Source organism: Candidatus Litorirhabdus singularis (assembly GCF_026262625.1).
In the GTDB taxonomy this organism is placed as follows: Bacteria; Pseudomonadota; Gammaproteobacteria; order Pseudomonadales; family Halieaceae; genus Litorirhabdus; species Litorirhabdus singularis.
The window spans coordinates 544,981-558,657 of record NZ_SHNN01000002.1; the positions used below are offsets into that span (position 1 = coordinate 544,981).

Below are 13,677 nucleotides of genomic sequence, written 5' to 3' on the forward strand. Positions count from 1 at the left end.
CAGGGTGCCTGAGTCCCGCTCCGGACAGATTCTCACACTGGGTTTACCGATTACTGCGGCCATGCTGTCGCAGAGTCTGCTCACGCTGGTTGATACCGCAATGGTGGCGGCACTAGACGACGCCAGTGCCCTAGCCGCTGTCGGGCTGGGTGGCTATGCCAGCTACTTTGCACTGGCATTGGTGCTGGGCCTGTCGGTTGGCGTGCAAACAGTGGTTGCGCGCAACATCGGCGCCGGCGACAGTCAGACCGCTTTCAAAGCCCTCAATAGCGGTCTGCTTATGGCTGTGGTAGGCGGTCTGGCACTAACTTTTGCCTGTTATTTTGGCGCGCCTTTGCTGGCTAATCTATCCGATGATATGCGCGTTGGAGAAATTGCCATAGAGTACTTTGGCTGGCGCTCACTGGGTCTGACCGCAATAGCCATCAACTTCACCTACCGTGGATACTGGACCGGTATTCGGCAAGTCAAAGTGTTTATTCGTATGGTGCTGTTGGTGCAACTGGCCAATTTCGGATTTTCCTACTGCCTGATCTTCGGCGCCTTCGGTTTTCCGCAGATGGGCGCAGCCGGCTCCGGGCTTGGCACCACATTATCAGTGTCATTGGGGGCGGTCGGCTATACGCTGCTGACCCGCTATAGCCGACATGGCGAGTTACTCTTCAAAGCGCTGCCCGATCAGGCAATTTCAAGGGACATACTGCGCCTCTCTGTGCCCAACGGCCTGCAGCAGGTCTTTATTGCCGCTGGCATGTTGGTCTATTTCGCCCTACTCGCCCGTATTGATGTTGCAGCGCTGGCAATCGGACACGCCATTATCAATATTTCCCTGTTTATCATTCTGCCCGGCAATGGTCTTGGTATGGCCGCCACTACTTTGGTGAGTCAGGCCTTGGGTCGCGAACAACCCGATGATGCTCACCGCTGGGGCTGGGATACGGTAAAATTGACAGCCGTGTTAATGGCGGTACTGGGGATTCCCTTATGGTTGTTTCCGACTTCCATATTGAGCTTGTTTCTGCCACAGGAACTGGTGGAGCCGGCTACTCTGCCGCTACGCATTACCGGCATCAGCGCGGTCTTGCAGGCAGTGAGCATGGTCCTTAGCCAGTCCTTACTGGGAGCCGGTCAAGCCAGACAGGTAATGGTATACTCGACGGCTATGCAATGGTGCATCGGGCTGCCGTTGGCAGCGCTGGTGGGCATTTATTTGGGCTACGGCCTACTGGGTATGTGGTGCGTGCAACTGGTAGAGCGCGTGGCCGCTGCAACAATTTATACACTGCTCTGGCAACGCCGTAACTGGGCGCCTACGAGAAGTCTTCAGGTAGCAACTAACAATGAGTGATTCAGAGCAAGCTCCGAAAAAAAGCCTTAACCCGCTGAGCTATGTCGGCAGTACCCTGGCCGCTGCATTTGGTGTGCAGTCGAGTAAAAACCGGGAACGGGATTTTCAGGACGGTAAGGCGATCCACTTCATCGCCACCGGCATTATTGCTACGGTGTTATTTGTCGGCGGGATGTATCTGCTGGTTAAGCTCATTCTGGACAACGCCCGCTAGAGACAGGCGACTTAAGCGCCGCCCGGAAGATATCAGGAAGGCATTCCCGCGAGCCAGAAGCACAAGGTGCCGATGACAATGGTCATAACCGCAACTACGGCGATTGCATCAGCGCTGCCATCAGTAGGGTCTTTTTCTTCGGCTTGAGGTGCAGGGGCGTTATCGGACATGTTCTCTCCTAGTGTGAGGTGCTCCAAGGCGCCGCATTATACCGCTATTCCGGTTATGTTCCAGTCCTCGCGTTTACGCTTGCGGTGCGGGCGTGACAATAGCGGTTTGCGGCGCTGCCCCGCCCTTCTGGCCACCCTTATTCCCGGCTAAGATAGCTCTTGTATCTTATTGTTTCTATTGATTAATGTTCTGAGCAGCTGAGCTAAGTCTTAGCCCGGTAGCGCTGCGTGAGAGTTCTCTGCACAGATGAAAGAATGCGTTTTCGGCACCCATGATTTCTGGTATGGTAGCGCCCTTTCCAAGCCGTCGGATTTTCCATGTACGTATACGATCAAGTGGACCAGCGCATCATTGATGAGCGGGTAGCGCAGTTTCGGGACCAGACACAACGCTTTCTGGCCGGAGACATAGCCGAAGAACATTTCTTGCCACTGCGACTGCAGAACGGGCTGTACGTGCAGCGCCTGGCGCCTATGCTGCGCATCGCCGTGCCCTACGGCATGATGAACAGTGCGCAACTGCGTAAACTGGCTGAAATCAGCCGCAATTTCGACAAGGGCTATGCTCACATCAGCACCCGTCAGAACGTGCAGCTGAACTGGCCAGAACTGGCCGATGTTCCTGACATTCTGGCTGAATTGGCCAGTGTGCAGATGCATGCCGTACAAACCAGCGGTAACTGCATACGCAACACCACCACCGATCAGTTCGCCGGGGTTGCTGTTGACGAGTTGGAAGATCCAAGGCCATGGTGCGAAATCATTCGGCAGTGGTCCACCTTCCACCCCGAGTTTGCATTTCTGCCGCGTAAATTCAAAATTGCAGTGTGCGGCACCGAATCAGACCGGGCCGCCATCCACGCCCACGATATTGGCCTGGAGCTGGTACCGCACCCTGACAGCGGGGAAATCGGCTTTAAGGTGCTTGCCGGTGGTGGCCTCGGCCGCACACCTGTGATTGGCTCAGTGGTCTGTGAATGGCTGCCCAAAAAGCACCTGATCACCTACCTTGAGGCCATTCTTCGCGTTTACAACCAGCTGGGACGGCGCGACAACAAGTACAAGGCGCGTATTAAGATTCTGGTTAAGGCCATGGGCGTGGAAGCTTTCCGCGAACATGTGGAAGAACAATGGAAAGCGCTTAAGGATGGACCCAGCACACTCACAGATGCTGAAATAGATCGCTGCAAAGGCTTTTTCACCGAACCGGCTTACAAGCAGATTGATGGACTTGCAGCGGCAGCCACGGTTAAAGCCCAAGGTGAGCAGAACCCTGAATTTGGCAACTGGGTGACGCGCAACACCGTCGCCCATCGCGTGCCAGGCTACCGTATCGTCAATATTTCTCTCAAGGCCACCGGCTATGCGCCAGGTGATATCAGTGATGTGCAGATGGAAGCTGTGGCCGACTTTGCCGACCAGTACGCTTTTGGTGAACTGCGTTCGACCCACCAGCAAAACCTGGTACTGGCCGACGTCGAGCAGGAACACCTGTTCGACCTGTGGCAAAAACTGGATGCACTGGGCCTGGCTACTGCCAACATTGGGTATCTGACAGACGTCATATGCTGCCCGGGTGGCGATTACTGCGCGCTGGCAAATGCCAAGTCGATACCGGTAGCAGAGGCCATACAGGACCGCTTCGATAACCTCGACTACGTCTACGACCTGGGGCCGCTGGACCTGAACATTTCCGGCTGTATGAACGCCTGCGGTCATCACCATATTGGTCACATAGGCGTACTCGGTGTCGATAAAAAGGGCGCCGAGTTTTACCAGGTAAGCCTGGGCGGCAGTCAGGACAAAGACGCCTCCATTGGCAAAATCCTTGGACCCTCCTTCCAACAGGAAGATATGGCTGATGTGATTGAAAAACTACTCACTACTTTTGTTGGCCTGCGCCAATCGGAAGAGTCCTTCCTCGATGCTTATCGCAGGGTGGGCCTGGAACCGTTCAAGGAGGCTGTATATGCCAAAGCTGATTAAAGATGGTCGGGTAGTTGATGACCAGTGGCAAGGCGAGATCCTGCAGCCGGAACAGATCCCTGAGTCCCCTGCTGCGCCGGTTGCGGTGCAACTGGAACCGGGACAAGGCCCAGCTACTATACCCTGCGCACTGTCTAACCTCGGGCTGGTGACAATATTCTTTCCGGCATTTACCGATGGCCGCTGTTTTTCCTATGCCAGAGAATTGCGAGAAAGCGGCTATACCGGTGAGATAAGAGCTACCGGCCACTTCATTCGAGACCAGTTATTCTATTTGCAGCGCTGTGGTTTTAACGCATTCCAGTTTGCTGAAGAAGTGGATCTTGATGCCTGTCTCGCGAGCCTGTCTGATTTTAGTGAAAGCTACCAGGCCGCGGTGGACCAGCCAGAGCCGCTGTTTTTACGACGCTGATCTCAGCCACCAGTGTCTGGCGCTTCGTAAGCGCAGCACCGGCGCAAATCTATACACCGGTAGCCCACAGTTCTTGATATAGTCGCCTCATGGATTCGACCAGCGTAACTTTTTCATTTTTCCTGATTTTCAGCGGCGCTGCAGTACTGGCGTCGGTCGCGCTATATACTCGGCAACCACTGATTATTGCTTATATTGTGCTAGGCGCCGCTCTTGGGCCCTCCGGTATGAATATGGTGAACGACGTCAAACTTCTGTCGGATATCGCCCACGTTGGCATCATATTTCTGCTGTTTCTACTCGGTCTGGACATGCAGCCGCAGGCGCTATGGTCCACGCTGCGCAAATCGACTCTGATAGCGCTGATATCATCGGCGCTATTTCTCGGTACCGGATATGGTGTGGCGTGGCTGTTTGGCTACACTTCCTTTGAGTCACTGATCATTGGCGCTGCGATGATGTTTTCCTCAACCATTATCGGCATCAAACTGCTACCAACCACGGTGCTGCACCACCGACACATCGGTGAGCTGATGATAGGGCTGTTGTTGCTGCAGGATTTACTGGCCATTTTGGTGCTTATGTTATTGTTGGGCGCTGCAGGTGGCAGTGAAGATAGCACCAGCGCGATGATGCTGGCGGTGGTCAGCCTGCCTTTGCTGGCGGGTGGCGCTCTGGCCATGGTGCGTTGGGTGATTATTCCATTGATCACCCGCTTCGACCGCTTTCACGAATACATTTTTCTACTCGCGATTGGCTGGTGCCTGGGCCTGGCCGAGGCAGCTTCTGCCCTGGGGCTGTCGGCAGAGATAGGTGCGTTTATTGCGGGCATCACGATCGCCACCAGTCCGATTTCTCAGTACATTGCGGTCAACCTGAAGCCGCTACGCGACTTCTTTTTGATCCTGTTTTTCTTTTCTGTCGGCGCCCGCTTTGAGATCGAGCTGCTCGGTGATGTACTGCTAGCGGCGGTGGTTCTGGCCGTGATGGCATTGGCCTTAAAGCCGGTGGTCTATCGGTTCCTGCTCAAGGGCGTCAGCGAAAAGCGCACCCTGGCCTGGGATCTTGGTTTTCGTCTGGGGCAAATGTCCGAGTTCTCGCTGCTAATTGCGTACATGGCTGCCGGTAGCGCGCTGATTTCGCAGCAGGCATCGTCGCTGATCCAGGCAGCGACAATTATCACCTTCGTGCTGTCGTCCTATATCGTGGTGCTCAACTACCCTACCCCTATCGCGATTTCAGATCGTTTGCGTCGTGATTAACCGCGACCAGGACGAGTAAATTAGTCGGGGACTCATCGTCCCCACTGATACCGACCTCCCCTCTAGGACCTAATTCATTCTGCCAAGAGAGACTAGACAGGGAGTGCACCCATCAATATACGGATCGTCCTAGCGCGCAGCAGCCCTTTTTTTGGCCGCAACAAGTCCACCCAGGGCAGAAACAAACAGCCAGGCAGCTGCAGGCAGCGGCACGGGGCTGGGTACTGGTGCAAAGTTAGCGCCAAAATCACCCAACTGAAATTGCCCTGATGAGAGGTCACTCCTGTATGACTGCTCATAATCAACATAATCTGTATCGGCAAAAACCAGTGCCGAAGTTTCACCCGAACCTATTCCCAAAATGGGCTCAAATTCTTCGTTGTACTCGTTGAACTGGAAATTAAATGACCCGGCAGAAAATCCGTCGAAGCGATAGGCTGTCATCGCTGGAACTTCGCCCGGTGCATTGCTGTCATCAATATACCCGACATCGAATGTCTCATCGCCGAACCCACCCAAACGCAGTGCGTGAATCGAAGCGCTCGATGAGATATCGTTTACTACCTGCCAGGTAAACGTCAGTGTATTGTCACCGGCTCTCCATACCTCCGATGTAACAGAACCCGTGGCAACAATCGCATTGCTATTTTGAACATCGCGGACACTAAAGGAGCCGGTCGTTGTATCAATCAGGCTCCCAAAGCTAAACGGCGAGGTTCCGATGAGTGGTTCAATGTAACCGTTCGGAGCCAAGGGCGCCGCGGAGGAAAAAGCTGACGACAGAAGCAATGCAGTACCCGACAGAGCACTGAGTAAAGAAGTAGATTTCATGAAATATCCCTATATTTTGAAAAACTTGTTAAACGTCCCTATTAAGTGCGGTACTACAAAATCGCTTACCGTCGCTCTGAGCTAAACCGCGGGTTGTGCTGAGACAGAATGTTACGCTATTCCACAAAGCAAGGATTAAGCCAACTGTTTATCACCTTGATCTATATAGGTATTTTATTTCGAGGCGGCGAATAAAGTCTCTCTTTGTAAAAAACTCTGACACTGAATCTCACCGGCAAGATTGGTGCCACCGGGGTCTGGGTTGCCAGGTTTAGGGCAGAATTGATTCTGCCAACCGCACCCAAAAGGCTTCCCCAAAACGAAAAAACCGGCCATAAGGCCGGTTCTAAAAGCATCAGCAGCCCTCTCGGGCTGCTTCAGTCATCGATCAGAGTGCAGCGTCCAACTCTGGAACAGCCGTAAACAAATCCGCTACCAGACCATAGTCGGCCACCTGGAAGATGGGAGCATCGGGGTCTTTGTTGATCGCAACAATAACCTTGGAGTCCTTCATACCCGCCAGATGCTGAATCGCACCGGAAATTCCTACAGCAATATAAAGGTCCGGAGCAACAATCTTGCCGGTTTGCCCAACCTGCATATCATTCGGCACAAAGCCCGCATCAACAGCGGCACGTGATGCGCCTACTGCAGCGCCTAGTTTGTCGGCGATAGCTTCGAGCATGGCAAAGTTCTCACCATTCTGCATACCACGACCACCGGAGATGATCACGTCAGCAGCCGTCAGCTCAGGACGCTCTGAAACGGCCACTTCTTCACTGATAAAGCTAGAGATACCGGCGTCGTGAGCTGCGTCAACAGCTTCTATCGTGGCAGAGCCACCGCTGTCGGCAACACCATCAAAGGCGGTTGTACGCACGGTGATAACCTTCTTGGCATCGGATGATTGTACGGTAGCAATAATATTGCCAGCGTAAATCGGACGCTTGAAGGTATCTGCAGACTCAACCGAAATAATGTCTGAAATCTGACCCACATCCAGCAGTGCAGCAACCCGCGGCAGGTAGTTCTTACCGTTGGCTGTTGAAGGTGCAAGGATATTGTCATAGTCGGCGCCCAATTCGGCGATCAGCAGAGCCAGATTTTCGGCCAGTTGATGTGCGTAGGCTGCATTATCTGCAACCAACACCTTGCGTACGCCAGCGACTGCTGCGGCGGCGGTTCCGGCGGCAGCACAATCAGCTCCTGCGATCAGAATATCTACATCGGCGCCCATAGCTTGAGCCGCAGCGACGGTGTTCAGTGTCGCAGGCTTAATGCTGTTGTTGTCGTGTTCTGCAATAACTAGAGTACTCATGAGATTACCTTCGCCTCGTTCTTCAGTTTGTCGACCAGCTGCTCTACGCTCTCGACGATGATGCCAGCCTGACGTTCTGCGGGTGGCTCAACCTTGACGGTAGTGAGATGCGCGCTGGGCTCAACGCCCAGATCAGCCGGAGTGTAGACGTCCAACTGCTTCTTCTTTGCCTTCATAATGTTAGGCAGAGAAGCGTAACGCGGCTCATTCAAGCGCAGGTCGGTAGTAACGATCGCAGGTAGATTCAAAGCGATTGTCTGCAAACCACCATCTATCTCACGTGTTACATTAAGTTTGTCGCCTTCTACCTTGATTTCAGAGGCAAAAGTACCCTGAGGCATATTGGTCAATGCACCCAGCATCTGGCCGGTCTGGTTGTTGTCACCATCAATGGACTGCTTGCCCAGAATAACCAGCTGTGGCTCTTCTTTAGCAATAACACCCTTGAGCAGTTTGGCAACCACCAGAGGCTCCGGAGAACCGTCTGTTTCTACCTGAATACCGCGGTCGGCACCCAGCGCCAGGGCTGTACGAATCTGTTCCTGACAGGACTTATCGCCAATAGATACGGCAATGACTTCAGTCGCGACGCCAGCTTCTTTAAGGCGTACTGCCTCTTCAATCGCGATTTCACAGAAAGGATTGATAGCCATCTTAACGTTATTCAGATCGGCACCAGTCCCATCGGCTTTGGCGCGAACTTTGACGTTGTAATCGACAACGCGTTTCACAGCAACAAGAACCTTCATGGATTCTCCATAGAGTTTAAGGGGTGGGTTTTGTGGTAGACCACAGTTTTCGGGCGGCTATGATGCCGCCATCTACCCCTTAGGTCAAGACCAATAGGGGCCTCCAGGATGGACAAAACCTGACCTGTATCAATGCTCGCTATTCGTTAGATAAATGGAGTTTTTGCTTTAGAAATTATATACTTGGCGTCCACTTATCCAGTAGTTGAGAGGCATAGCCGTGGAACGCGAAGCAATGGAATTTGACGTCGTCATCGTAGGAGCAGGGCCCGCAGGCCTTTCTGCGGCGTGTCGCATCATGCAGCTGGCAGCAGAGAAAGAGCAGGAAATAACGGTCTGCGTGGTTGAGAAAGGCTCAGAGGTTGGTGCGCACACCCTGTCTGGCGCAGTACTCGAACCGCGGGCTCTGGCTGAATTGTTCCCCGATTGGCAGGAACGTGGGGCGCCGCTTAACACCGAGGTTAAGGAAGACAAGTTCTTTCTCTATACCAGCGGCAAGGGCGCAATCAAACTACCCAATTTCTTTATCCCCAAGCCCACGCATAACGATGGCAACTACATTGTATCCATGGGTAATGTCTGTCGCTGGATGGCTGAGCAAGCCGAGGCGCTGGGCGTAGAGGTCTACCCTGGCTTTGCGGCCTCTGAGGTACTGTTTCACGAGGACGGTCGTGTCAAAGGTATAGCAACTGGTGATATGGGCGTCAGCGCCGCCGGAGAGCACAAAGATAGCTACACGCAGGGAATGGAACTCCATGCCCGCTACACACTTTTTGCCGAGGGCTGCCGAGGGCACCTGGGCAAGCAACTCATCGAGAAGTTCGGTTTGGATGCTGATTCTGATCCTCAGCACTATGGTCTGGGCATCAAAGAAATCTGGCAGATAGATCCGGATAAGCATGATGAAGGTCTCGTGATCCACGGTCTCGGCTGGCCGCTGCAGGAAAGCGGCTCCACTGGGGGCGCCTTCCTCTACCACGCCGAAAACAACCAGGTTTATATTGGTCTGATTACCGACCTTAATTACAGCAATCCGCACGTTAGCCCGTTTGAAGAGTTTCAACGCTGGAAGACGCACCCTGAGACCACCAAGTATCTGGAAGGTGGTGAGCGCATTTCTTACGGAGCTCGCGCTTTGGCCAAGGGCGGCATTAATTCCTTGCCAAAAATGCATTTTCCGGGCGGCCTCCTCATCGGTTGTGACGCCGGCACCTTGAACAGTGTCAAAATCAAGGGTAATCACACCGCTATGAAGAGCGGCATGTTGGCTGCAGAGTCGGTCGTTGAGGCACTGGCCAAAGGCGATGAGGCCGCAGCGGATCTGGAGACTTACGCAACGAATGTTGAGCAATCCTGGCTCTATGATGAGCTGTATACCACCCGGAACTTCTCTGGCTTTATGCACAAGTTCGGCTGGCTGATTGGCTCTGCCATGATATGGATCGACCAGAATATCTTTGGCGGCAAGATGCCATTTACCCTGCGCGATGAAAAGCCTGACTATGCAGTGATGAAGCCCGCTGCGGAAAGTAAAAAAATCGACTACCCAAAGCCCGACAACAAAATAACCTTTGATCGGCTGACCTCGGTCTTTCTATCGAATACCAATCACGAGGAAGACCAGCCCTGCCATTTGACACTGCGCGATGACAGCGTGCCGATTGGGGTTAACCTGCCAACCTGGGACGAGCCCGCTCAACGCTACTGCCCTGCCGGTGTCTATGAAGTGATTGAAGACTCCAACGGTCCGCGTTTTCAGATCAATGGGCAGAACTGCGTGCACTGCAAAACCTGCGACATTAAAGATCCGTCGCAGAATATTGTCTGGGTAACACCAGAAGGCCTGGGCGGACCTAACTACCCCAACATGTAGAGCGACTTATTGTGCCGAGTGCAGCAGCACTCGGCACAATAAAATGGGACTCACAGAACACGCCACAAACAGCTCAAGCAACACAGGGCTGACTCAACCCAGTTTAAAATACGTCCCGCAACTACTAATCCCAATACCGCTATCATTTTCCTCGCAGGCATTGACCAGCCGGTACCACGCGGCACGCGAGAAAACAGCGCCCAAACCATGATCTATTTGCACCGCTGGAATATCTTCCATGCCCTCCAAACGTGGCAAGTACAATGGATGCGCGGCATCAATAAGATAACGCCGGTCTGTGTTCAACGTGACGGTTAGCTCTTGCCCGCCCGCACTCTCCGCTATCTCAAAATCCGTCACCAGCAGTGGCAGCGCATCGACCTTCAATCGCCACTTTTCTGCGGGTGTCACCAAATAATACTCACCATCATCTTCACGCCGTAAGATGCTCGCAAACAGCCGCACCAGCGATTGGCGCTCAATAATCGTGCCCTCGTGCACCCACTGACCATCACGCTTGATGGTGATATCAATATCACCAGAAAGCTCAGGGTTCCATAAATGTAGCGGTGGCGAGTCAAAATTCCGGGATTGAGGTGTCGTACCTGTGGCCACGGTCCCAGTTATTTGTCGCGAAATTAACTCTAGTGTGTCGTCAGTCATTCACTTAGGTTATAACGTAGTGTCATTAGATTAAAGGACTCTTGGTTATGTTTGGTGGTCTTGTCCAAAGGATGACCGGGTGGCTTTCACGTAAAGTGATTCCACTGCAGGATTCATTGTGCGACTTTGAGCGTATTCGGCATGAGATCAAGGCCTGTGACGTCGTTCTGGTCGAGGGCCGGTCGCGCATCAGCAATGTCATCAGGCTGGTTACCCAGAGTCCCTGGTCACATGCTGCGCTCTATATCGGACGCCTGCATGATATTGATGACCTCGAATTGCGGGAGATCATCACCCGCCACTACTTCGGTCCCCTGGATCAGCAGCTAATCATCGAAAGCGAGCTGGGAATGGGCACAGTGGTAAGGCCACTTGCGGTCTACAAAGGTGAACATCTGCGTATCTGTCGGCCCCGCGGCATATCCCACCAGGACTGTCAGGCTGTGTTGAGTTATGCCATCCAACGACTGGGCAGTGCCTACGACGTGCGGCAAATCTTCGACCTGGCGCGTTTCATGTTTCCCTGGTTTATACTGCCGCGCCGCTGGCGCTCCAGTCTGTTTAACACCAACCCGGGGGAGACGACCAGAACCGTCTGTTCTACCATGATTGCAGAGGCCTTTGGTTCGATTCAGTTTCCGATATTACCGCTGGTAAAGCGTGAACTGGGCGGCCAGGTGCGGCTGTTTATGCGCAACCCGAAACTATGTACGCCACGGGACTTCGACTACTCCCCGTATTTCGAGATTATCAAATACCCCTTCATGGACCTGCATTCCTACTCAGAGCATCGCTTGATGCCCTGGACCGGGTCTGGAGAGCTCACAGAAGAAGAACGACAACTTTACGTTACAGTTACCGCAGAGGATCGAATCAGCTGATCACTCTCACATTGACCACACCTTCGATAGCGCACATCTTGGCGAGTACCGCCTCACTGGGGCAGGTTTCCACGTCAATCAGGTTATAGGCAACGTCATCACGACTTTTGTTCAACATGTCCATGACATTGATATTTTCATCAGCCAGCAGTGACAGCAGATTACCCAACATTTTTGGTACATTATTATTGGTAATTGCCAAACGGATGCCAGATGTTTTCTCAAGAATTAGGGTAGGAAAATTAACTGAATTGCGCACGTTGCCGTTTTCCAGAAAATCCTGCAGCTGATCTGCAGCCATAATCGCGCAGTTTTCTTCAGCCTCCTCCGTACTCGCACCAATGTGCGGCATAAGGATAACGTCGTCGCGCCCTATCAGACGCGGCTCCGGGAAGTCAGCGATATAGCGGCGCAGCTTTCCAGCTTCGAGCGCATCGATAACCGCACCGGTATCTACAATTTCCTGACGGGCGAAATTCAGCAGGCACAGGCCGGGCTGGCATTGTTGCAACAACTCGGCGTTAATTAATCCGCGAGTGCTCTCAATGGCCGGCAGGTGCAGAGTCACGTAATCGCAGCGCGAGAAGATGGAAGCCAGAGCATCTACTTTTTCTACCCGGCTAGACAGACGCCATGCAGCATCAACAGAGAGCGCTGGATCATAACCGCAGACTTTCATACCCAGCGTAAGCGCCATATCGGCAACCAGTGACCCGATCGCACCAAGGCCGACGACACCGAGGGTTTTACCGGCTATCTCGCTACCCTTGAATTGCTTTTTCTGGCTCTCTAGCGTCTTATTCAGCTCCGCCTCATCGGTAATGTCACCCAGGCTATGCGCATAGCGAATACCCTCACTGATACCTCTAGAGCCCAAAAACAAGGCGGCAGCGACCAACTCCTTTACCGCATTGGCATTGGCCCCGGGAGAATTAAATACCGGTATACCGCGGCGAGTGCATTCAGCCACCGGAATATTATTGGTGCCCGCTCCAGCTCTACCGATGGCCAATACTGACTCGGTAATTTCATCAACGGCCAGCTTATGGCTGCGCAGCAGTATGGCATCGGGCGAAGAAAATTCGCTGGCCAATTCATAGTGCTCTCTGGAAAAACGTTCCAGGCCTTTGACAGAAATCTGATTCAGGGTTAGTACTTTGTACACGGTGTTTACCTCCCGGTAGACGTCAAGCCACCTGACCCAAGCTGGTCAGGGGAAGTTCTGTAACTGCGCCAAACGGCACTGTCGAAAATAGGCGAAGTCTGGCTTCCGCAGACTCTACGGCGACTGAGACAGTTTGGTCTGCAATCGGTTGCAGCGACCAGAAACGCCAATCCTGCCGCGCGACGGCGTCTTCCACCAAACGAATAGAACCAGGCTCTTTGCAGTCAAAGCTGAAGCTATCCAGAGACTTGCTGTGCCCTTCCCCTCGCGCTTTGATATACGCCTCTTTAAGCGTCCAGATACGCGCAAACATCATTTGCTGGCGCTCGCCGTCGAGCTTTTGAAGGCAGTCAACCTCGTCGCCGGCAAAATAGTGCTCAGCCATGGCCAACAGTCCAGAGTCCGGGTGGCTGGTCTCAACATCTACACCTACATGACCGGCATAAGTGACTGCGCACGCCACGGAACGAGAGCTGTGAGAGAGATTAAAATGCAATGGCGCTGCTTCTTGATTGGTCAGCTGCAGACTTGGTTTACCCGATGCATTCCTGACAAACTCTAAAGAATCGGCAGCCTGCTCAAGGTAATGACTGAGCACATCACGCAGAAATGCCTGACTGATCAGATATTCGCGCCGGTGCTCAGCATTGGCCAGCGCCTTATAGCTGTCCAGCTCAGCCTGCCCGAGAGCCTGCACGTAGCGCTCCTCGACGCCCTGATCACTTATGTCTGTGGTATCGGTAACCCACAGATGTACGGCGTCTGCTGTATCCAACGCCGGTTTTATAGAATTCATGTGCTTTTC

14 protein-coding genes are annotated in these 13,677 nt (G+C 53.2%); 7 read left to right on the forward strand and 7 right to left on the reverse strand.

Going from position 1 to position 13,677, the window contains the following annotated elements; translation table 11 throughout:
• Positions 1–4 precede the first annotated feature (4 nt).
• The gene (locus EYC98_RS10780) at positions 5–1,348 is read left to right on the forward strand and encodes an MATE family efflux transporter (protein ID WP_279245351.1); all 1,344 of its coding nucleotides are present in this window, start codon (positions 5–7) and stop codon (positions 1,346–1,348) included.
• Complete coding sequence (locus tag EYC98_RS10785; protein WP_279245352.1) at positions 1,341–1,562, forward strand: DUF2970 domain-containing protein; 222 nt, start codon at positions 1,341–1,343, stop codon at positions 1,560–1,562. Before EYC98_RS10780 ends, EYC98_RS10785 begins: the two co-directional genes overlap by 8 nt.
• Before the next feature lie 32 nt (positions 1,563–1,594).
• Here the strand turns inward: EYC98_RS10785 and EYC98_RS10790 are convergent, their stop codons facing one another.
• On the reverse strand, positions 1,595–1,732 hold the full coding sequence (locus EYC98_RS10790; RefSeq protein ID WP_279245353.1) for a hypothetical protein: 138 nt from the start codon (positions 1,730–1,732) through the stop codon (positions 1,595–1,597).
• 318 nt (positions 1,733–2,050) lie between these two features.
• On the opposite strand from EYC98_RS10790, the gene EYC98_RS10795 reads away from it, so the two are divergent.
• The 3 genes from EYC98_RS10795 to EYC98_RS10805 all read left to right on the forward strand — a co-directional run bounded on the left by EYC98_RS10795 (position 2,051) and on the right by EYC98_RS10805 (position 5,392).
• Positions 2,051–3,718 carry a nitrite/sulfite reductase gene (locus tag EYC98_RS10795; protein WP_279245354.1) on the forward strand — a complete coding sequence of 556 codons (1,668 nt, stop codon included), beginning with the start codon at positions 2,051–2,053 and terminating at the stop codon, positions 3,716–3,718.
• Positions 3,702–4,130: a DUF934 domain-containing protein gene (locus EYC98_RS10800; RefSeq protein ID WP_279245355.1), complete on the forward strand. Its 429-nt coding sequence runs from the start codon at positions 3,702–3,704 to the stop codon at positions 4,128–4,130. The genes EYC98_RS10795 and EYC98_RS10800 overlap by 17 nt, the downstream gene beginning before the upstream one ends.
• 89 nt (positions 4,131–4,219) lie before the next feature.
• Positions 4,220–5,392 (forward strand): cation:proton antiporter domain-containing protein, encoded by a 1,173-nt coding sequence (locus tag EYC98_RS10805; protein ID WP_279245356.1) that lies wholly within the window; start codon positions 4,220–4,222, stop codon positions 5,390–5,392.
• A gap of 129 nt (positions 5,393–5,521) precedes the next feature.
• Here the strand turns inward: EYC98_RS10805 and EYC98_RS10810 are convergent, their stop codons facing one another.
• The 3 genes from EYC98_RS10810 to EYC98_RS10820 form a co-directional block, all read right to left on the reverse strand.
• Positions 5,522–6,223, reverse strand: coding sequence for a VPLPA-CTERM sorting domain-containing protein (locus EYC98_RS10810; protein ID WP_279245357.1), 702 nt, complete (start codon positions 6,221–6,223; stop codon positions 5,522–5,524).
• Between the two features lie 388 nt (positions 6,224–6,611).
• The gene (locus EYC98_RS10815) at positions 6,612–7,541 is read right to left on the reverse strand and encodes an electron transfer flavoprotein subunit alpha/FixB family protein (protein WP_279245358.1); all 930 of its coding nucleotides are present in this window, start codon (positions 7,539–7,541) and stop codon (positions 6,612–6,614) included.
• Positions 7,538–8,290, reverse strand: coding sequence for an electron transfer flavoprotein subunit beta/FixA family protein (locus EYC98_RS10820; protein WP_279245359.1), 753 nt, complete (start codon positions 8,288–8,290; stop codon positions 7,538–7,540). Before EYC98_RS10820 ends, EYC98_RS10815 begins: the two co-directional genes overlap by 4 nt.
• Positions 8,291–8,510: 220 nt before the next feature.
• On the opposite strand from EYC98_RS10820, the gene EYC98_RS10825 reads away from it, so the two are divergent.
• On the forward strand, positions 8,511–10,163 hold the full coding sequence (locus EYC98_RS10825) for an electron transfer flavoprotein-ubiquinone oxidoreductase (protein WP_279245360.1): 1,653 nt from the start codon (positions 8,511–8,513) through the stop codon (positions 10,161–10,163).
• 93 nt (positions 10,164–10,256) lie between these two features.
• On the opposite strand, the gene EYC98_RS10830 is transcribed toward EYC98_RS10825, so the two are convergent.
• Positions 10,257–10,778: a DUF1285 domain-containing protein gene (locus EYC98_RS10830; RefSeq protein ID WP_279245361.1), complete on the reverse strand. Its 522-nt coding sequence runs from the start codon at positions 10,776–10,778 to the stop codon at positions 10,257–10,259.
• Between the two features lie 119 nt (positions 10,779–10,897).
• On the opposite strand from EYC98_RS10830, the gene EYC98_RS10835 reads away from it, so the two are divergent.
• The gene (locus tag EYC98_RS10835) at positions 10,898–11,707 is read left to right on the forward strand and encodes a hypothetical protein (RefSeq protein ID WP_279245362.1); all 810 of its coding nucleotides are present in this window, start codon (positions 10,898–10,900) and stop codon (positions 11,705–11,707) included.
• Here the strand turns inward: EYC98_RS10835 and EYC98_RS10840 are convergent.
• Together EYC98_RS10840 and EYC98_RS10845 are read right to left on the reverse strand one after the other, a co-directional pair.
• Positions 11,700–12,872, reverse strand: coding sequence for a phosphoglycerate dehydrogenase (locus EYC98_RS10840; protein ID WP_279245363.1), 1,173 nt, complete (start codon positions 12,870–12,872; stop codon positions 11,700–11,702). The two genes, EYC98_RS10835 and EYC98_RS10840, sit on opposite strands and share 8 nt — an antisense overlap.
• A 22-nt stretch (positions 12,873–12,894) precedes the next feature.
• Positions 12,895–13,668 (reverse strand): 4'-phosphopantetheinyl transferase family protein, encoded by a 774-nt coding sequence (locus EYC98_RS10845; RefSeq protein WP_279245364.1) that lies wholly within the window; start codon positions 13,666–13,668, stop codon positions 12,895–12,897.
• Between the last annotated feature and the right edge of the window lie 9 nt (positions 13,669–13,677).

What these genes read in the sequence shown, in the direction of transcription:
- EYC98_RS10845 (WP_279245364.1), bottom strand. Translation starts at nt 13,668, where the DNA reads ATGAATTCTATAAAACCGGCGTTGGATACAGCAGACGCCGTACATCTG.
- EYC98_RS10810 (WP_279245357.1), bottom strand. Translation starts at nt 6,223, where the DNA reads ATGAAATCTACTTCTTTACTCAGTGCTCTGTCGGGTACTGCATTGCTT.
- EYC98_RS10820 (WP_279245359.1), bottom strand. Translation starts at nt 8,290, where the DNA reads ATGAAGGTTCTTGTTGCTGTGAAACGCGTTGTCGATTACAACGTCAAA.
- EYC98_RS10795 (WP_279245354.1), top strand. Translation starts at nt 2,051, where the DNA reads ATGTACGTATACGATCAAGTGGACCAGCGCATCATTGATGAGCGGGTA.
- EYC98_RS10785 (WP_279245352.1), top strand. Translation starts at nt 1,341, where the DNA reads ATGAGTGATTCAGAGCAAGCTCCGAAAAAAAGCCTTAACCCGCTGAGC.
- EYC98_RS10835 (WP_279245362.1), top strand. Translation starts at nt 10,898, where the DNA reads ATGACCGGGTGGCTTTCACGTAAAGTGATTCCACTGCAGGATTCATTG.
- EYC98_RS10815 (WP_279245358.1), bottom strand. Translation starts at nt 7,541, where the DNA reads ATGAGTACTCTAGTTATTGCAGAACACGACAACAACAGCATTAAGCCT.
- EYC98_RS10790 (WP_279245353.1), bottom strand. Translation starts at nt 1,732, where the DNA reads ATGTCCGATAACGCCCCTGCACCTCAAGCCGAAGAAAAAGACCCTACT.
- EYC98_RS10805 (WP_279245356.1), top strand. Translation starts at nt 4,220, where the DNA reads ATGGATTCGACCAGCGTAACTTTTTCATTTTTCCTGATTTTCAGCGGC.
- EYC98_RS10800 (WP_279245355.1), top strand. Translation starts at nt 3,702, where the DNA reads ATGCCAAAGCTGATTAAAGATGGTCGGGTAGTTGATGACCAGTGGCAA.